General features: G+C 57.9%; 18 protein-coding genes and 2 pseudogenes. 12 read left to right on the top strand and 8 right to left on the bottom strand.

The window, feature by feature from the left end; all coding sequences use genetic code 11:
• Window positions 1-5 precede the first annotated feature (5 nt).
• Window positions 6-521, bottom strand: a complete 516-nt coding sequence (locus RPS27_RS03555) for a nodulation protein NolB (RefSeq protein ID WP_232995593.1) — start codon at window positions 519-521, stop codon at window positions 6-8.
• Window positions 522-728: 207 nt separating this feature from the next.
• Between RPS27_RS03555 and RPS27_RS03550 the strand changes: the two genes are divergently transcribed.
• From RPS27_RS03550 to RPS27_RS03515, 8 genes are all read left to right on the top strand, one after another.
• Window positions 729-1400 carry a nodulation protein NolW gene (locus RPS27_RS03550; protein WP_128929720.1) on the top strand — a complete coding sequence of 224 codons (672 nt, stop codon included), beginning with the start codon at window positions 729-731 and terminating at the stop codon, window positions 1398-1400.
• A 715-nt stretch (window positions 1401-2115) separates the two neighbouring features.
• Complete coding sequence (locus RPS27_RS03545) at window positions 2116-3909, top strand: HrpF/NolX family T3SS translocon protein (protein ID WP_128929721.1); 1794 nt, start codon at window positions 2116-2118, stop codon at window positions 3907-3909.
• A gap of 1209 nt (window positions 3910-5118) precedes the next feature.
• On the top strand, window positions 5119-5352 hold the full coding sequence (locus RPS27_RS03540; RefSeq protein ID WP_128929722.1) for a hypothetical protein: 234 nt from the start codon (window positions 5119-5121) through the stop codon (window positions 5350-5352).
• 106 nt (window positions 5353-5458) lie between these two features.
• Window positions 5459-6352, top strand: a complete 894-nt coding sequence (locus RPS27_RS03535) for a hypothetical protein (RefSeq protein ID WP_128955094.1) — start codon at window positions 5459-5461, stop codon at window positions 6350-6352.
• Window positions 6353-6384: 32 nt separating this feature from the next.
• On the top strand, window positions 6385-6921 hold the full coding sequence (locus RPS27_RS03530) for a hypothetical protein (RefSeq protein WP_128929724.1): 537 nt from the start codon (window positions 6385-6387) through the stop codon (window positions 6919-6921).
• Window positions 6922-6923: 2 nt separating this feature from the next.
• Window positions 6924-7346, top strand: a complete 423-nt coding sequence (locus tag RPS27_RS03525) for a histidine kinase (protein ID WP_128929725.1) — start codon at window positions 6924-6926, stop codon at window positions 7344-7346.
• 10 nt (window positions 7347-7356) lie between these two features.
• Complete coding sequence (gene sctV, locus RPS27_RS03520) at window positions 7357-9474, top strand: type III secretion system export apparatus subunit SctV (protein WP_128929726.1); 2118 nt, start codon at window positions 7357-7359, stop codon at window positions 9472-9474.
• A gap of 216 nt (window positions 9475-9690) precedes the next feature.
• Window positions 9691-9912, top strand: a complete 222-nt coding sequence (locus tag RPS27_RS03515) for a tetratricopeptide repeat protein (protein ID WP_232995594.1) — start codon at window positions 9691-9693, stop codon at window positions 9910-9912.
• A gap of 910 nt (window positions 9913-10822) precedes the next feature.
• On the opposite strand, the gene RPS27_RS03510 is transcribed toward RPS27_RS03515, so the two are convergent.
• From RPS27_RS03510 to RPS27_RS03500, 3 genes are all read right to left on the bottom strand, one after another.
• A complete protein-coding gene (locus RPS27_RS03510; RefSeq protein WP_276575808.1) occupies window positions 10823-11620 on the bottom strand; it encodes an effector protein NopP in 798 nt (265 codons plus the stop codon).
• 446 nt (window positions 11621-12066) lie between these two features.
• Window positions 12067-12636 (bottom strand): maturase, encoded by a 570-nt coding sequence (locus RPS27_RS03505; RefSeq protein WP_232995595.1) that lies wholly within the window; start codon window positions 12634-12636, stop codon window positions 12067-12069.
• Complete coding sequence (locus RPS27_RS03500; protein ID WP_232995652.1) at window positions 12602-12856, bottom strand: hypothetical protein; 255 nt, start codon at window positions 12854-12856, stop codon at window positions 12602-12604. Before RPS27_RS03500 ends, RPS27_RS03505 begins: the two co-directional genes overlap by 35 nt.
• Before the next feature lie 366 nt (window positions 12857-13222).
• Here RPS27_RS03500 and RPS27_RS03495 point away from each other — a divergent pair, with 366 nt between their 5' ends.
• The 4 genes and pseudogenes from RPS27_RS03495 (at window position 13223) to RPS27_RS03480 (ending at window position 14623) form a co-directional block, all read left to right on the top strand.
• Window positions 13223-13390, top strand: coding sequence for a DUF2309 domain-containing protein (locus tag RPS27_RS03495; protein ID WP_164933827.1), 168 nt, complete (start codon window positions 13223-13225; stop codon window positions 13388-13390).
• Complete coding sequence (locus RPS27_RS03490) at window positions 13383-14126, top strand: recombinase family protein (RefSeq protein WP_232995596.1); 744 nt, start codon at window positions 13383-13385, stop codon at window positions 14124-14126. Before RPS27_RS03495 ends, RPS27_RS03490 begins: the two co-directional genes overlap by 8 nt.
• Window positions 14027-14257, top strand: a pseudogene (locus RPS27_RS03485) (recombinase family protein); the annotation flags it as partial. The gene RPS27_RS03490 and the pseudogene RPS27_RS03485, both read left to right, overlap by 100 nt.
• A 96-nt stretch (window positions 14258-14353) precedes the next feature.
• The gene (locus RPS27_RS03480; protein ID WP_232995653.1) at window positions 14354-14623 is read left to right on the top strand and encodes a zinc ribbon domain-containing protein; all 270 of its coding nucleotides are present in this window, start codon (window positions 14354-14356) and stop codon (window positions 14621-14623) included.
• Window positions 14624-14709: 86 nt separating this feature from the next.
• Here the strand turns inward: RPS27_RS03480 and RPS27_RS03475 are convergent, their stop codons facing one another.
• The 4 genes and pseudogenes from RPS27_RS03475 to RPS27_RS03460 form a co-directional block, all read right to left on the bottom strand.
• Window positions 14710-15342: a hypothetical protein gene (locus RPS27_RS03475; RefSeq protein ID WP_128929727.1), complete on the bottom strand. Its 633-nt coding sequence runs from the start codon at window positions 15340-15342 to the stop codon at window positions 14710-14712.
• 439 nt (window positions 15343-15781) lie between these two features.
• Complete coding sequence (locus RPS27_RS03470) at window positions 15782-15931, bottom strand: DUF2274 domain-containing protein (RefSeq protein WP_232995654.1); 150 nt, start codon at window positions 15929-15931, stop codon at window positions 15782-15784.
• A 122-nt stretch (window positions 15932-16053) separates the two neighbouring features.
• Window positions 16054-17172, bottom strand: a pseudogene (locus RPS27_RS03465) (IS630 family transposase).
• A 194-nt stretch (window positions 17173-17366) separates the two neighbouring features.
• Window positions 17367-17651 (bottom strand): hypothetical protein, encoded by a 285-nt coding sequence (locus tag RPS27_RS03460; protein WP_128929728.1) that lies wholly within the window; start codon window positions 17649-17651, stop codon window positions 17367-17369.
• Between the last annotated feature and the right edge of the window lie 357 nt (window positions 17652-18008).

Raw genomic sequence — 18008 nt, 5'->3', positions numbered from 1 at the left:
GCCGCTCAGCCCGCTGATAGCAGCTTATTCAGAGATGAACCGACGGCGCCAGCACTCTTGGAGATGAGCGAAACCTGAATGACGCCGTTGTAAACATCCCGCAGATTCTGCAACGTCGACTCGAAATTGTCGGCACCTTCTGGTTTTCCGATAACATGGACATCGACTCCGTCCAAGCGCGAGATAGGCCGCGCGGCGGGCCCAAGCTGGACGCTCTTCGAAGGGCCCGGCTCGCCGATCGAAGGGAGTCCGGTCGAAGGATATGGTTTGCCTAAGTGCGCTCCAAAAAGATTCTGCAGAATGCGATCGCCCAGTGGACCTGTCTGCGCGACTGCACGCTGAACCTCCGGTACAGGTGGCGCCAACGCGCTGTCGGCCACCAAAGAGGCGGCGCCTTGTTTCGATGCCGCCTTTGCAAGATGCTCATGAAAGTTGCCCGGCGCCGATGAACACCCCTCGGTGAGACACTCGCCGAGGTTGGCAGAGATCGGCATCGCGCCAAACATCACGGAAGGAATCATTGCTCTCGCGTCTATTAGCTGTCGTTGCCGGGAACGGCTCGGCACCCTAGCGAGCCGAGCTGACCAAAACCTGACGTGGATCAAGAGCTACGTCATCCAAAAATCACGATTGGCTTCCAATTTGCGACGAAGTTCGTCTTCCAACTTTGGAAGAGTACCAGCGCATGACCGCCTGGAATACTCAACCACACCACGAGGCTGCACACGTTGAAGAACATTCTAATTGTTGGTGTTTTCATCTCCTTGAGCGCGGTTAGGGCGCTCGGCGCCACTCTAGAGCTGCCATCCACGCCTTATACTTACACAGTTCTGGATCAGGATCTCGCGGCCGCACTGCAGGAGTTCGGCAACAATTTGAATATTCGAATCAATGTCAGCACCCATGTAAAGGGGCGGATTCGCGGGCGCATGCCGGATCTCGCGCCGCGAGATTTCCTCGAACGCGTGACCACTCTTTATAATCTTCAGTGGTACTATGACGGGCTGGTGCTGTACGTATCCGACGCGCACGAGGCGGAAAGTCGCCTGCTTGTCTTAAACCCGGTCACTTTCGATGCATTCAAGGCGGCACTCGATGCACTCAAAATTTCCGATGAACGCTACGTCGTGAGAGCCGCACCGGAAGATGGACTGGTCTTCGCTTCTGGTCCGCCTCGCTTCATCGCGCTCGTCGACCAAATGCTCAACGGCCTAGTGGCGGAGGCCCAGGCGCGACGAACTCTTACGACAACCGCAAAGCCGGCGCCCGCGTCGGTCTTGATGTTGTTTCGGGGCTCCTCAAGTACGGTTATTCGTGATGGACGACCGGAGGGACCTGTTTTGCCCGAGGCGACGCATCAAGATAACGTGGCTCACGCGCCCGGCCCAAGCCAGAGATGAATTGGACAGCAAAAGTCGCTTACAACGGCGCTCAATGCGGTCGCGGCTTTCTTTGTGAGCATGTTGAAAGCTGATGCTGTCGGCATGAGAGCCCGAGACCTAGACGGTGATGCCTTCAACTGGAAAGGTGGGCAGCATCATTCTTGCGCTGGCTACGGCTTTAGCTCCACTCAACGATCGACGATCTCAACCGTTTGAGTACATTTGCCGGCAAACGGTGACTGATCCCATAATGCTTCATGGCGCTGACGGAGCAGACGCTAACCCTCTCGTAACGGGCCGTAAGCGCGCCCACTCGCCATCGCCAGACGACGCGGCAGTATCATTTAATTTTGTTGCACGAACCCGCGCCGATCTTCCGCGGATTGCAGGCCCGAGTTCCCATTTTTGCCATCTGCCGCGTGAGGACGCGACGGAGTGGCAGACACTTTTGGGGGGATGCGGGTATTGCGCAACACCGCATTCATGTCCGTTCGCGCATTCCGCTGAGCGCCGTCAGCTTCTCGAAAGCTAACTCCCGCTACTATAAAAGGGGGTGAATATCTAGCAGGCAATGAGCCTGTTGATCGGGACCTGAGCACTGGACGCTCACTCAGCCGCCGGGAGCAGCCGCCAGGAGTTGTTGGATCTGCCCATCAACACTTGGTGTTCGTCGCGAACTCGGGCTGCACGGTGTGACAGGACGGTGGCGCAATCTCACAGCACAGGATGTATAATGTCAGTCAACAACCTATCCCTCGCCGCCAACTCGAACGTGGCTTTGTCCGGGCTTGCCCCCGGGCTCACTCCGGCGCAAGAGCTGTCAAGTTTCGAGGCGGTGCTTGCGAGCTACGCCTTAAATGACACGACCGGCGATCATTCCGCACCACAGGATTCGGCCTCGGAGTCGACTAAGAACCTGACGGAGGAGCTCATACAGCTGACGGGGAATATCGTGCCACCCGACGTTAGGGCTGCATTGGACGCAGAAGCGTATAGCCAGCCCCCGCAGTCAACCTCTGCTGCGGCCTCCACTGCGATTGCAGCGGCGCCAGTACCCAGCTCACGGATTACATGGAACAGTGGCACTCTGACTGACACCGAGTTGCAGATTGTGTCGGTGCTGAACCGTCATAAAGATAAATGCCCCCTAGATTGGAAGTCGCTCGTAGATTTGGCGACGGACCCCTCCACACCGCCGGATCTGAAGACGGCGATCGAAGCATTGCAGCAGGATCCGGAGCTCTTCTATGCGATAGGCTCACAAGGCGATGGCCGCTGCGGGGGGACAATCAAGGCAGGAGATCTCTCCGGCTTCTCCGATCATCACTCACAAGTGGCTGCATTCCAGGAGCAGCAGGCGCGGCGCTACGAGCATAACTACGTTCCGTCGGACGGCACCGGAAACGGCCAGCCCTGCGTTATGACCCAGACCGACGCACTGCGTGAGCTCTATCGCTATTCTGATAATTTGCCCAAGAACCTGAGCCTCGCGGATTTCAGGCAGATCGTTGATGGCGAGGCTAAAACGGGTAAATGCCCACCTCAGGTTCTCGCAGCCGCGAGATACTTCCTCAATCATCCAGAGGAATGGAAACAGTTGTATGGCGGCTCGGTAGATAAGGTCCACAAAGAGGACTTCTTGCAGATGGCTTCGTCATCGATGAACCTCACGCATGCCGAGTTGGATACGCTAGGTACGATCAATAAGAACCAAGCGGCTTTTTTCGGGAAGGGTGACCTGACCCGGGAGACGCTCACTAGTATGGTCGATGACAAGAGTCTCGCCCCGGACGTGCGAAAGGCGGCCTCCCAGCTGTTGTCGGATCCTCTCTTGTTCGGATTGCTGAACAACTCGATCACAGGCTACAAGACCCACCACAAGTTCTTCGACTTCGGCGGCGGCCATACGGTCGATTCCGGCAACATCAGCAGTAACGATTTCACCCATTTCTTCAGCAACATGTCCGGCGCGAACCGCACCGCTCACCAATTGAAGCAGCACGCTGTTCAGCCGGCTGCCGACCAGGCGGCCGTCAAGGACATGATGACGGGCGTGGCGGACCAGCCGGACGTCAAGTCACCCAAGAAAAACGGAGGTGCCTTCATGCACGCCTTTGATGAAGTGCTCAAGGTGGGCTCCAACGTGCTTGACTGGGCTGCGACGGCAGTTGGTGTACTCGGCTTCATTCCAGGTTTGGGGGAATTGACCGATCTCGCGTCAATGATACTCGAGAGCGAGGCGCAAGCAGCAAATCTTCTGCACACAGCCATCACAGGCGGCAACATAAAGCAGGCGCTGGAAGAAGCGGGACTCAATCTTGCGGCACAGGCGGTGGGTTGTATCGGCGGCCCGGAGGTCAAACTAGCCATGCGCGAAGGCTTGACGAAGCAGGCAATTCAAGAAGCCGCGACGGCCGGCGTCAACCTTCCGGTCTCGATGGCACAATCTTACGCGGAGGACTATTTGAACTCCCTAAAGGAGCGGATTGAGTCCGCGGACATGCAAGCTGCAGGCGTTTACAGCTAGTCAGAGTGACTTGGGGCTCTCGGCTCACAACTGCGTGGCTAGACGAGCTTGCGCAGCCCTCGTGCGGTTGGGTCTCCACTCCAAACCGGTAGGGGCTCGCAAGCTTTGCCAGCATGTTCGAGCTCCTTACCCACATCCGACGACTTTGCTTCGCCGGTTTTCACCATGGCCCGCTTTATGTTTGGCTGGACTCGACCGGTGCTTCGAGAGCAGCCCCAAATGCGGCACGTCGTCGCAACAGTTCGATAGGCGGCCGTCCGGTTCCAACAGCCGACGCTGAACTTGTCGACTTTCTTAACACCGGGACAGAACGAGATGATGTCGACGAGAAGGCACACGCCGCACTGAGATGCGCAATAGGGCAGAACGAATGAGACCAAGGGCGACCGCTCGAGGCTTGCCCTTTGCCCGCTCAGCGGGAAAGTGCTCGATGACGCTGAGGGCTTAGCAGACTTGGCGGATTTGCCTTGACGCTCTAATCGCTTCAGCACGCTTAACATTCCAGGTCGTGTTTGATCCGATCTAGGCACATCGCCGCCTGCGCTTGGCAGGGAGAAATGTCTTAATGCCTTACCTGATGGAGATGCCGCCGGCGACGGCGAGCGGGACGTTATAGCATCTCGGCCTCAAAGCCTGATGATCAACGAGACCGCCCGATCAACCGGCTTCATAACATGATCGTCTTTCTTGGTGCCAACTGTCTGATCTCCACACGTGGCCGATGCACCAATCACGTCGAATTCGTTAATCCGCCAAAACCGGTTGAATTTCTGAGATCCGTCAGCTTGTCGAAAGCTAATGCTCGCACAGTGAGGAAAGCCACGACGGCATGACCACCTTGACATAGGAGACGCCTTTAATGCGCATTCCGAGTTCAAGCGCCACTGCGCGCGTTGCTCCTGACTTCCATGCTGCTCGTGGTGACAAGAACGGCTCCCGCACACCCGACGACAATGACAATCATGGTCAATCGCCTGGTACAAGCAGCGCTGGAAATGGCACGTCAACTCCGGACAGTAGCTCGCAAGAGGCCGCGTTGCGCCAAGCATTCAACGCCGCTCTCGGAGCCGCGGCTGTCCAAATGGCAAGTAATGCAATGGCTCGTTTCCATGAGGCCATTAGCGAGGAGGATTCCTGACGCCGGATGTTGCGGCGTCGGGAAATAGGAGCCGCCAGGAGCGGCGACACCCGAACACACAGGAGAACAATATGCCTTCTAAAATTGGTGCGACTACTGCCTCGGTCGCAGGGGGGGCCGCTGGCACCGCTACGGCCGCAGTTGGTGCTGCAGCTGCTGAAGTCACCGGAGACGCCGCTTGGCACGCCCAAATCGCCGCTCTGACTGCTGAAACCACCAAAGCGACTGAGAGGGATGTGCAACTTCGCATCGTTTCAACAGAGCTCACGACGATCAAGAAGGTCGCCGACGAGCGGGTGCAGTAACGGAGGAGGTGGGACGACGTCGTCGTTCCACCTTTCTTCGCCTGCGTAAGCTGCAAAGCTCGCAACGAGCCGTACGGCTCTCTCGCTGTTCAGGAGACCGTCGACCGTGAATGAACCACACTCCCTGCATTTCGAGGTGCTGTCGGGGCTTTACTCCGGGCTGACCGGCAAATTGGGCTTTGGATCGAGCCTGATTGGTAGCGACCTGGATGCTGACTTGGTTTTCATCGAACAAGGGCTCGAACGTCATCACTTTCGTATCACCCCCCATCACAATTCGATTGAAATCGAGCCTCTTGCGCCGCAAGTAAGGATAGAGGGACAACGGGCACTTCTCCCGAACGAGCGCGTTGCTGTTTCTCTTCCCGCCGTCATCCATGCGGGCGAGATGTCCATCCGTTGTTCCATAGAGGATTCCAAACAAGCTGGCTCCATCAGCCGCTGGCTCGGATCGACCGCGGTACTCGCCTCTGTCCTGATCAGTTCCGTCGCGGTCGGCGCCGTCTCAACGAGTTTCGTCGAGACGGACAGCGCTGTTGACGTGAACGCCGACTTGCACCGTAACGTCGACGTTGCACCTAAGCTGGCGCCCAACGCTCCTGATGCTCCGACCGCCGAAGCAGCTGCCACACGGCTGCAAGAGGAAGTTGATCGAGCGGGCCTTTTTGATATCAAAGTCCGATCTGAGCCGGGTGTTGTCGCTGCTGACGGTACCGTAACGCGCGCTTCTCTCCCAAAGTGGCGGGAAGTTCAAGAATGGTTCGATCGCGATCGAAAGGACGCATATGTTCTCGTCAATGCAGTCGCCATCAGGGAGGAGAAGACGCCGTCCTCGATTTCCGTCGAAGCCGTTTGGCGAGGAAGTGAGCCATATCTGGTCATCGCTGGTCAAAAGTATTTCGTGGGCGCGCTGTTGAATAACGGATGGACCGTCAATGGGATTGAGGAACGACGTCTGCTGCTGAGCAGGAACGGCCGGCTTGTTGCCCTCCCCTATTAGAGTTTCAGCCCGCGAATAAGGAGGAAAGACTCATGACTAGGCTGTCTGAGCATTCGCTTGAGCCCGGCGCCTCTTTTGAGGAGCTCAAGGTCGACGACAACCCACCTGCTATTACGCCGGCGACTGCTAGAGCCACGGAATCCGCAATCGAGAGAACTCATGCAAATGGTGGCAAGAGCTTCGCGATTTTCCAGGATGATCCCCCGCAAGATCTGCCTGTTGTCTCCGCGATCGTAACCGCACTGGACCTTACCTCTATTGATCCCGTTTCGCGCGTCAATGTCAACGAGGCGCGCGGCGAGATTGGTGAGATCAAGCCAGGCTCAGAACTTGCTTGGCTTAATGGTCCCAGTCTCGCGGACAACCTGCTCTCCTTTGTCACGCCGCGCCTATTTCATTCGCATGTTTTGCGCCCAGAGAAGCAGGGCATTCTTCTCGAGCGTTTGGCCGATACGCTCTCGGCCGCGCCAGAGAGTTCGGTGTCTCGTGAAGACCTCGCGATTGTGCAGTTGGAGCTGCGACGGTTAATTCTGCTCCGGCAGAATGACAACGGTTTAATCAAAGGCTAGCAATGGCCGCGCCTGACGGAGAGCAACACCTCACACCTGCTCCGCCGCCACACTTATCACGTGCCGGTGAGGTTTTGCACATCACAAGAAGGGAGCGTGATTTGCTCTGCGCGCTTTCGTATGTCCATCTTGCCTGCGGTCAGAGCGCACAGAGCCTGGCTCTGTTGCAAATCGTAGCTCACGAACATTCTTACGACGTCGAGCTGCTCCGCATTCTGGTCTACGCTCTGATCTCGGAGGGCCACGGTGACGACGCATTGGCGGCACTGGACAGGTTAGACAAGCTTGACGACGACCCGTCTTCGCGCCTGCCTTTGATGGTCTTGCGCAGTCATGCGCTTCGTCAGGCCGGCCGCATGGCCGAGGCACGCGCACTCTTCAAGAGCTATGTTTCATTGCGGAGCGCTGCTCCAATCAAACAATAACAGGCTTCTCATGGCCAATACCCTGCATAGTCTCATCGTGCGCGCACCAGCTAACCCAGATTTGATGGTCGCGTTGATGCTTCTTCTGGCGATCGGAATGATGATCATGCCGATCCCGATCGTATTGATCGACATGCTGATCGGCTTCAACCTCGGCTTTGCCATACTGCTGCTGATGGTGGCCCTGTATCTCAAGACGCCGCTTGACTTTTCGTCCTTGCCAGGCGTCATCCTGATCTCGACCGTCTTTCGCCTAGCGCTTACCGTCGCGACGACGCGGTTGATTCTTGCGGAGGGGGATGCCGGCAGCATCATACATACATTCGGCGATTTCGTTATATCCGGCAATATCGCTGTTGGCATCGTCATATTCCTCATTGTGACCATGGTGCAATTCATGGTTCTCGCCAAAGGCGCAGAACGGGTCGCAGAAGTGTCGGCGCGTTTCACGCTCGACGCGCTTCCGGGCAAGCAGATGGCAATCGACGCGGAACTGCGCAACGGGCACATCGATCAGAACGAATCTCGCCGTCGGCGAGCGGCGCTGGAGCAAGAGAGCCAACTTCACGGCGCTATGGATGGCGCTATGAAATTTGTGAAGGGCGACGCCATCGCCGGGCTCATAGTTATCTGCATTAACATGCTGGGCGGCATCACAATCGGCTTGCTCTCCAAGGGCATGCCCCTGGAGGAGACGCTGCATCAATATACGATCCTCACCATAGGTGATGCGCTAATTTCGCAGATCCCGGCTCTGCTGCTGTCAATTACGGCTGCAACCATTGTCACTCGTGTCAATGGTCCTTTGCAGCTCAATCTGGGTGGCGATATTGTCAGCCAACTGACGGCCAGCACGCAAGCGCTGCGGTTGGCCGCCGGCGTCCTGATTGTGATGGGGCTCGTACCGGGTTTCCCTTTGCCTCCGTTCATCATGCTGGCCGTACTCTTCGGCGCGGCGAGCTTTGTCAATGTTGGCGTGCAGCGCGCCAAGAACGCCGCCAAGACGGAGGTCAGTAGCGCCGGTACGCCTCAAGCTCCATCGCAGGGTCAGAAACAGACCTTGCCTGCAGAGGCCCTTCCAATCGCGCTGTTCCTCGCACCAAACCTTGCAGGTGCAATCGACAAAGAGGAACTCGAGCAGGCAATCGTGCGAATATCGACACTGGTCTCATCTGATCTTGGTATCACAATTCCGCGCATACCAACCAAGATAGACCAGCTTTTACCTGAATCGCAATTCAGGGTAGACGTTGAGGGAGTGCCCGTTGGGCGAGATTTTGTGGATCCGACGCAACTCATGCTCAACGACGACGTAGCGAATATTGAATTGAGCGGTATCCCCTTTCGGCAAGACGTAGAGACAAATCGGATTTGGATCGAACAACTTCATGCGCCGGCTCTCAAAGCAGCCGGGATAGGGTATCACCGTCCGAGCGAAGTCGTCGCCTTGCGCGTCCAGTCGACATTGATGCGCTATGCACAGCGCCTGGTGGGCATTCAGGAGACCCGACAATTGCTGGGCCGAATGGAGCAGGAATATGCCGATCTGGTGAAGGAGGTGCTGCGCACGATGCCGGTTCCCCGGATCGCCGATGTCCTGCGCCGCTTACTGGACGAGGGCATCCCAATTCGCAACACTCGCTTGGTCCTGGAGGTGTTGGCAGAATGGAGTGAGCGCGAACAAAATGTTGTGTTGCTTACCGAATATGTTCGCTCCGGTCTGAAACGGCAGATCTGTCATCGCTATGCCAACGCCCACCGTGTCGTGGCAGCCTTTATCGTAGAGCGCCACACCGAGGATATCGTGCGCGGTGCGGTGCGCGACACCGCCGTGGGTCCTTATCTCGTTTTGGACGATTGCGATAGCGAGATGCTGCTTTCGCAGTTTCGCAAGATCCATTCGAGCATCGCACGCGGTCAGAGCCAACCCGTCATTCTGGGTTCGATGGATATCCGGCGTTTCGTCCGGGGTTTTCTCACCCGCAACGGGATCGACCTTCCTGTTCTTTCGTATCAGGATCTCGCTGCGGATTTTACGGTTCAGCCGATTGGATCCGTCAAGCTAGAGGCTTCACAACATAAGACTTCCCCAGGAGAGCGTCGTGACCCGATCGCCGCAACCAGCTAACAAAGGCACAGCAGTGGTCGTGAGATAGCAGTTGAATTTATGTAAAATGAATGTCTGGCGGCGGTTGTTCTCACTTGATCCGAAGTTATACTCAGCCATCCTCGCTCCGCTTGCCATTCTGCTACTCGGAGGCTGCGCGAGCTCGCCTAAGCCCAGTCCTTCATCGCAGCAAGAGACCGCTCCAGAACGCTAGGCGACAAGGATATCGATCCTGCTATGCGCGACCGCATTGCCTACGCTCTCCAAGCGGACGCTGACGAGGAGACTTTTCGCGAAACGTTGAAACAACAACCGGGCAAGGTCAATGCGGCGATTCCTCTGGCGCGTGCCCTGCTGGTGCGCAAGCGCCCGGATGAGGCGCTTGATGTCCTCGACAAGGTCTTGCTCGCGGTCCCTGCAGACCTGCGCGCCCTGAATTGCGAAGGGAGTTGTGCTTGACAGTGAAGGACGTCACCGTGAAGCACAAGCGCTATATCGGCAAGCTCTCGCAACGACCCTCGATAATCCGATGCTGCGCAACAACTTAAAGCTGTCGCTCGTACTTAATGAGAAGGCCAAAACAGGAAGCGCGAGCCTACAGCAGTTTTAGCCGCCCATCAGGGGGCGCAATCTCGCTAGCGCCGTTGCTCGCTAACGATACATTTCCTGCAGGGTTTGGTAGGTTGAGCACGGCTCAGCCTGCATCCGCTGGGGTCCTTTTTCGGCTAACGGGTTAGTCGCGAGTCAATGTGCAGATGCTCTCTTATCCCCGAGGCTTGGGATTGCGTGTGCTGGTTCTGACACTCATGTCTGTCTTCCAGCGACCTAGTGTATGCGATGGAGAGAGCATTTGCTGGTTTTTCTCTACAGCAACGCCGAAGAAACATTACGCACGACGCAAGCAATTCGCATTGCTTGTCGCACCGGCCGCCGACGAACAACTTGATGGTATGCTCAGCACGAGGTGGCTCGACATCTCTCCAGATTTGGCGTCTTCGATCGAAACGGCCGAAGACACACCATCAGATTCGCTCCTCAAACGGAAATCACTTTGGACCGTTCTGATGGTGGACATTGGCGCACACCGCGACTGGGCTGGAAACCGGCACGATGACGCGTGGCCCCCATGGCGTCAATCCGCGAATGATTCCTCCTCTCCGGATGCAAATGGAAAGCCCCGGCTCGAAGCCGGGGCTTTTGTTGAGCTATCATCGCCGCGCAACTCTCATAGACCACGGTGCGGTTGTTACCAGGGATCTCATCCGGTCAAAGCGGTCGGCTTCGACCCGCCGAGGACTCAACGTAAGCCGACAATGTCGACTTACGTTGCTCCACCGCCCGCCGCGACACGAACGCTTGCAGATCCGCGCTACATAAAGTCACCGTCCTCGTCGGAATCTGCTGCAGCTTCAGTATCACTGTCCGCTTTGGAGAGATAGCGCCGAGAACTAGTTGCACGTTGCCATTCACCATCGCTGTTTAGCTCCCACTTTCCGGACTGGGTGGGATCGAGCACCATGTCGTCCTCATCCACTTCAACGAACCCCATTGCTTGCGCGCGGGCTTTCGCTTCTGGATTAGCAGGACGCCAATTCACCAACGGTCGTTCGCCGTCTTGCCGAAGTTGGTGCTCGAGCAGAATATCGCCAGCATTCGTGACAAGCGGATGAGCCACCTGAAAGTCGACAACTGAGGTGACTTCACTTCTTCCGGGGAACTGGTCTCGCCACCTACCGCTTTCGAACTCAGTCATGCTGAATCCGCGTTCAGTCCTTTGCAGGCCGACGCTCATATTTCCTAACTGGTAGCTGTAGTATCGGGCGTCCTCGGAATCTCTTCTGACGGCGTACTTCTCGGCAACCTCTACCGTGCGCCTTGCTCTTTCAGATACAAGCTCAGAGTATTCGTGAGGATTGTTGGCGATTCGATTGATAGCTTCCCCATGATAGTTCCGCGCCTCTCTCCTGAATGTCGCTTGATCGATCTCAACCACGGGTGGCCTTGCAAGGAGGGCATATTGCGGATGCGAAGATGAGCTGCCGGCCGAATCTTGCAACTGCATTCTAGCGAACGCGTCCGCGAAGTCTTGGCTTTCGCAATTCGAATGCTCCGCATCTTGCCGATAATAAGTTTCGTTCTCGGAAAAATTGTTGATTCGACCGTACATGATGAGCACTCTCCTATGGTTCACATGTCTTGCATTGTGTCGGGCCGCTGACCAACCCACTCGTAGACCCCTAAGCTGTCCATACTCTGACACCAGCCTATAAATGGAAGGGACCTGCTGCTGCGCGGTGCTGGTCAGCGAGTACAGTTTCGGCGCCATGCCTCGGAACCGGTTGATGAGCGCCGTAACGAACAGGCCTCGCCTCCGCTAGGGCGAGGACCTTCCGAATAGAGTTGCATCATCCAAGCTCGCTCCTCCTCAGCATAGGATTAAATCAGACAATTCCCCTCTGACGATGTCGATTCGGGAGAAACAACAGGCTCTAGATCGAGATCTTACTTGGCCTGTTTGGATCGTGGTCGAGTAGCTCAGCCATTTGGCTTTCGCCCTCACAGATCCGGGCAGGCGGCTTTCCCGCACCCGGCTCTTCCCGAGAGTAACCCGCGTCATATCCGCGCCTGCGCCCAAGTGCGAGTGATGCCCGGACCGGGCAGACGGAAGTGTGTCGTCAGGGTCTCGAACTCCGACCAGCCCATGCGCCGACTTTTCTGGCTACGCCGTCTCAGACAGCGCATCCACGTCCGACGCACTTCGCGGTAGAAGCCGTTGAGCGCTGGATAATTGTGCGGCCTGCCGTAGTAGCCGTAGTGTCCACGCAGAACAGCGGCGAACCACTGGTGCTGCGTGGCCAGTGACTCGTGCATGAGCCGCCAGGCGTCCTGGCGCAACGCCGTCAGCTTGCGCGTCAGGCGTTTCCCGTCCGTCTTGTGCTTCACCATGAACCGGCCGTCCCGGGTCCGCCCGCAGTAGTGGGTGAAGCCGAGGAAGGCGAAGGTCTCGGGCCGCCGCTCGCCGCGCCGCTGACGCGAGAGGGCCTCAAACCGGCCAAACTCGATCAGCCGCGTCTTGCCCTCATGAAGCATCAGGCCAAAGCTGGCCAGCCGCACCTTGAGGGCCAAGAGCATCTCCTGCGCATCCGCCTTACTCTCGAAGCCCATGACGAAGTCGTCGGGCATAGCGCACGGTGCGACCGCGTGCATGGCGACGGCGCCATTGGTGGGCCCAGAGATCGAGGACGTAGTGCAGGAAGACGTTGGCGAGGAGCGGGCTGATGCCCGCCCCTTGCGGAGTACCCCTGTCCGTTTCTTGCTTCTCGCTGCTCTCCAGAACACCGGCCCGCAGCCACAGCCCAATGAGCCGTAGAATGCGAGGATCGGCGATCCTGTGCGCCAGCATCCGCAACAGCCACTCGTGGTCGACCGAGTCGAAGGAAGCGGCCACACACTACCCATCGCCATGATATCCCAGCTTCGGTGACGATCACGCGCAAGCGTCACGCATTCGAAGGTCAGGCGTTGGCCGTGATCGGCACCATTAGGCGGCGCGGCGTCCGCTATCTCCTCACAGTTCTGCCAGATGGCAGTCGGTCGTTGATTCCGGCGAGTTGGACCGATTGGAAGGTTGAGCCGCTTGGAGGCACGCCGCCGACCGATGACGCTGTCCACGATCTCGGCAGGCTCGGTGATTTGCTCCACTTGCGCAAGCTCGTCGACGCTCTTTGCATCGGGGGTGCCGAGTCGGCGCCGTGCAAGGAGAGTCGCCATGCAATTGAACCTGGAGTTTTTCGATCAGCCCGATGTTCCACCAAGCGCGCCAGCAGCGTGGGACCAAATCGACGAAGCCGCCCGCATGGCGGCAATCGAGATTCTGGCGCGCCTCATTGCACGCCTGCTCCCGGACGACCTGGCGATGGAGGCAAGCGATGAGTGAGCGCGTCAAGATTACGTCAAGTCATCTCTCTCGACAGGCTTTCGTCTATCTGCGCCAATCCAGCGCCGCACAGGTCGAGCACAACCGCGAATCAACCGACCGGCAATATGCGCTTGCCGGCAAAGCGCGTGACCTCGGCTGGCCCGATGAACGCATCATCGTTATCGACGAGGATCTTGGCCTCTCCGGTTTGGGCTCGGTGGCGCGTTCGGGCTTTGCCCGCCTCACCGCCGAAGTGGCGCTCGCGCGCGTGGGCCTGGTGCTCGGTCTCGAAGTCTCGCGGCTCGCGCGCAATAACGCCGAATGGTACCGCCTGATTGATCTGGCCGGATTTACCGACACGCTGATCGGCGATGCCGACGGCATCTATCATTCGGCCGTCTTCAACGATCGCCTCTTGTTGAGGCTCAAAGGCACGATGAGCGAAGCCGAACTGCACGTGCTGCGGGCTCGCCTCAACGGCGAATCCGCAACAAGGCGGCGCGGGGTGAACTGCGCCGCGGGCTGCCGGTCGGCTTCGTCTGGGGCGAGGCTGATGGCGAGGTCCGCTTCCATCCTGACGAAGCTGTCGTCATCGCCATTCGCAGTGTTTTTGCACGCTTTGCCGAGATGGGATCGGCGCGTCGCGTTTGGCTCTGGTTTCGTTCCGAGGGGCTCACGTTCCCGCTGCAGCTGCACGCCCGTGCCCAGATCCGTTGGGTCGAGGCAAGCTACACCGCCATCCACCAGGTCTTGACCAATCCCGTCTATGTCGGCGCCTATATCTATGGCAAAACGCGTCAAGAGACGATTCTCTTTAGCACTGGTGCCCGCAAGAGGCGGATTCGATTCTTGCCGCGTTCCCAATGGCAGGTTCTCATCCCCGAGCATCATCCAGGGTTCATCGACTGGCAGACCTATGAAGCAAATCAGCAACGTCTCGCCGCGAACACGCGACCCCAGCCGCACAAGGGCGGCGGCGCCGTGAGAGAGGGCAACGCCCTCCTGCAAGGTCTTGTCAGTTGCGGCCATTGCGGCCGCCGCCTGCACACCCACTATCGCGGACGCAATTCTTCGCCAGGTTATCACTGTGCTGGCAAAGTGCTGGTCGAGAACCGAGGCGTTTACTGCCTCAATATCGGCGGCGTTCAGGTCGATGACGCCATCACCCGGGCGTTCATTGCCGCGTTGGAGCCCGCCAAACTGACCGCGACACTCACCGCCGAGAGGGAGGCGACGGGAAGTCTAGTGTAGTGAACACCTAACTTTCGTGCGCTAGTGTCGGGGGCCGCGTGAGCTGTCGTTGTGTGAGTGAGCAAACTGCTCGTAGATCGAGCTAATCAGCTCAACGGGGATGATATCGAAGCGGTATGGAAATAGCGAATGCTGCCCAGTCTCCGGGTCAATGGCTTCGAGAAAGTCCGCAACCGAACAAAGTGCTTATGGCGCAAGCGGCTCATTGGCATGGAGGCTGGAAACATGTCTCCGTTGAACGTGGCGCGAAGCCATGCAAATAACGCGTGCGAAGACGTCGTATTGCGTAAGGCGTCAGGCAACGTGTCTTCGCCGCAATGTTTTTTGAGCTTGCGCTTATCTACGATACCGCGGTCGACGAGATACTGGGTAAATATTACTCGGCCGATTAGACCTTGAGCGATGCCTCGCTCTAGGTCATCAGCGACGAGGTCCCGCTCGAGAGCGCTTAGATCGGACAGAAGCCTTTGATCGACGGTATTCTTCCGATTGATGGAATCGTTTCGAAGCCAGAATTGGCCGCTCTCCATTGCGAGGCGCCCGGCGAGTTCGTCCAGCGCGGTTAGCTCGCTAGCGATGATCTTGAACGTGTGGAGTCGGTTAGCTTCCGCATCGCCTTGTGCAAGCGGCCGGCCAAAGCCGTTGTAAAGCTCGATTGTGCTCGGGCTGACGATCCACAGGAGGGGCGTGTCGTGCCCATGGCGTCGCCAGCCTCTCAAGCTCGCTCGTCGATCACGCGAAGTCAAAGGAACTTGCCGTTCGCACCAGGGACGTCGCGTTACCAACGGCCCCGAGTAGAGCAGTTGTTCAATCGGTTTCCTCTTAAGCACGCAAGATGCGCTGAAAGCGCCCTGGCGTTCACCACAAGTCGGCAGCCGACATTTATCGGAAATTGAACGGTGATGGGTTGCGCCGGCTCGCCGCGAACAGAAGCCCTGCGTCCATTCCGAAGCCGAGCTTTTGAGTGTCTGCCTTTCGCAAGAACCGTTAGTTGCGGGGATACGCAACACCCGATTGTTGCGTTTGGTAGAACAGGAAATTCCGAGAGCCTCTGCATAACTGATCAGAAATGGCGACTCTGCGCCCCAACGCCTTCTAAGCTGTTGATTTAAAAGGTAGTTCATCGCTGCGCAGGTTGCTCGACCTGCTTCGCGAGCGCTAACCGGATCTCTCGGCCGCTCGAGGGACGGAATGAGTGTCACTTCGCTGGGGACATCGCAAGGCGCGGTCGGTCGCCACAAAGCGCTCGATCATGGGAGGAATCAATTTAGGGGGCTCTGTTGGCGTCGCGCTGCGGTTCCGTGTCAGAATTTCCGCGTTGTCCGGCCTCTAACGGGGCTATTTCATGCCTGTGATGTCTGGTTGCTAAGACGGTCGCCGGACATCCACACGATGACGAGGTTGGCCGAAGCGTTGAAGGAGGTCTTATCCTAGTGTCTTGAACCAGAAGTTCGCAACATCGGGTCTTGTTTTTCCGGGGCGCTGTAACGACAGAAGCGCTCGATGGAAGCAAGGATGTCGTCGGCGGATTTGGTCCATCGGAACGGTTTCGGATCGGCGTTGTGTCGTTCGATGAATGAGGCGATGTCTGCCCTGAGGGCGGCTACGCTGCGATAGACGCCGCGCCTGATCTTCTTATCGGTAAGAAGCGCGAAGAAGCGCTCGACCTGATTGAGCCATGACGAACTGGTCGGGGTCAGGTGCACATGCCAGCGCGGCCGTTTAGCCAGCCATTTCCGGATCAGCGGAGTCTTGTGGGTGGCATAGTTATCCATGACGAGATGGACGTCGAGTTGGCGGGGCACAGCGGCCTCGATCTCGTCCAAGAACTTGCGGAACTCGGCGGCACGGTGCCGTCCGTAGCACTTGCCGATAACCCGTCCGGTCGCAATGTCGAGGGCGGCGAACAGCGATGTGGTGCCGTGTCTTTTGTAATCGTGGCTCCTTCGGGCCGGCTGGCCGGGACGCATTGGCAACATCGGCTGACTGCGGTCCAACGCCTGGATTTGCGACTTTTCGTCTACACACAGAACGATGGCGTGTGCCGGCGGCGAGACGTAAAGGCCTACGACATCGCGCACCTTGGCCACGAAGTTCGGATCGGTCGAGAGCTTGAACGTCTCCATCCGGTGCGGCTGGAGGCCGAAGGCCCGTCAGATGCGTTGTACCGTCGATACGGATAGGCCGCTCGCCTTCGCCATGTCCCGGGAGCTCCAATGAGTGGCGTTCTCAGGGCAACTCTCCAACGTTCTCACGATCACGGCTTCGATGCGGGCGTCGTCAATCGTGCGAGGCGCGCCGGAGCGCGGCTCATCATGCAGCCCGGCCACGCGCTGCTCCACAAAACGTCGTCGCCACTTGCCTACTGTGCCCCGCTCCAGGCCTAGCTTGGCCGCCACGTCCTTGTTCTGACCACCTTCCGCGCAGGTCAGCACGATCCGGGCTCTCAAAGCCAGCGCCTGCGCCGTCTTCCGCCGCTTCGTCAGCGACGTCAGTTCGGCGCGCTCGTCATCGCTCAATATCAGGGGGGCAAGTTGCTGGACCGCCATCGGAGACTCCGTCGCTGTTTGCCGCCATCTTTGGCACAGCGACGCGAATCTAATGCGAATCTACGATTGCGAACTTGTGACTCAGGACACTAGAGTTTTACTTCACCGATCTGGCGAACAGTCGTTGCAACGCGACTGCAAAAAAAGGGAGGCTGCCAACTGCGCGGGTGTGAATTGGCCGGATAGCTCTCGACTTAAGCAATGGTTTCCACGATTTCATAGCGCCGGATCAGCGGTCCGATCCCCTCGTTGAGCAGGGTCAGGACGTTCTGCGTTGTCGGAGCGAGGAGTTCAATCCGCTCGATGCGAACTGGACTCCATGAAGGCTGCTTGTCCTCATCCGAGGCGATTTCCTCGCGGAGTTCGAGAACGATCTGTCGCACCTCTTCCAGCTCTGCAAAAAAGAAACTCTGGATTCCTGTGTCTTTCCAGCGATCTTCGTTCGGCTCAATCTCGCGTGAGTAGGTATATAAGATCATGGTTCCTCGCCTGCATGGGCGGCGGCGATCAAGGTGAGACCTTAGCGACAATCAGGATGAGACTGCGCGGATGGGGACGGACCGAAGGGAGGGCGTAGCCCGACCGGAGGACCGTTCCCATCGGCGTCGCGTTTTTCGGACCGGTCTGGCGGCTGGGTGCGGCTGGTGCAAGCTGTTGATTCGTCTCGACAAGAGGGAATCGATGCCTTGCCTGGCCTTCACATCACCGACCACCAGATGAGATGGGATGGTTGCCGCCCTCCCCAGACGGCATCGTAATGTGCCAAGAACGCAGTGTTTGAACCCCGAAGCGAAGAGGACGGCAAATTGATGGATACGGTGATCGGAGTGGATCTA

This window comes from Bradyrhizobium sp. WYCCWR 12699 (genome assembly GCF_032144035.1).
GTDB lineage: Bacteria > Pseudomonadota > Alphaproteobacteria > Rhizobiales > Xanthobacteraceae > Bradyrhizobium.
The sequence above is the reverse complement of the archived record's forward strand: the minus strand, read 5'-3'. Positions and strand labels throughout refer to the sequence as shown.

Coding starts and splice junctions, on each gene's coding strand:
- RPS27_RS03525 (WP_128929725.1), top strand. CDS start 6,924: ATGGCCGCGCCTGACGGAGAGCAACACCTCACACCTGCTCCGCCGCCA.
- RPS27_RS03530 (WP_128929724.1), top strand. CDS start 6,385: ATGACTAGGCTGTCTGAGCATTCGCTTGAGCCCGGCGCCTCTTTTGAG.
- sctV (WP_128929726.1), top strand. CDS start 7,357: ATGGCCAATACCCTGCATAGTCTCATCGTGCGCGCACCAGCTAACCCA.
- RPS27_RS03460 (WP_128929728.1), bottom strand. CDS start 17,651: ATGATCTTATATACCTACTCACGCGAGATTGAGCCGAACGAAGATCGC.
- RPS27_RS03540 (WP_128929722.1), top strand. CDS start 5,119: ATGCCTTCTAAAATTGGTGCGACTACTGCCTCGGTCGCAGGGGGGGCC.
- RPS27_RS03490 (WP_232995596.1), top strand. CDS start 13,383: ATGAGTGAGCGCGTCAAGATTACGTCAAGTCATCTCTCTCGACAGGCT.
- RPS27_RS03495 (WP_164933827.1), top strand. CDS start 13,223: ATGCAATTGAACCTGGAGTTTTTCGATCAGCCCGATGTTCCACCAAGC.
- RPS27_RS03545 (WP_128929721.1), top strand. CDS start 2,116: ATGTCAGTCAACAACCTATCCCTCGCCGCCAACTCGAACGTGGCTTTG.
- RPS27_RS03505 (WP_232995595.1), bottom strand. CDS start 12,636: ATGCCCGACGACTTCGTCATGGGCTTCGAGAGTAAGGCGGATGCGCAG.
- RPS27_RS03500 (WP_232995652.1), bottom strand. CDS start 12,856: ATGCTGGCGCACAGGATCGCCGATCCTCGCATTCTACGGCTCATTGGG.
- RPS27_RS03515 (WP_232995594.1), top strand. CDS start 9,691: ATGCGCGACCGCATTGCCTACGCTCTCCAAGCGGACGCTGACGAGGAG.
- RPS27_RS03555 (WP_232995593.1), bottom strand. CDS start 521: ATGATTCCTTCCGTGATGTTTGGCGCGATGCCGATCTCTGCCAACCTC.
- RPS27_RS03510 (WP_276575808.1), bottom strand. CDS start 11,620: ATGTACGGTCGAATCAACAATTTTTCCGAGAACGAAACTTATTATCGG.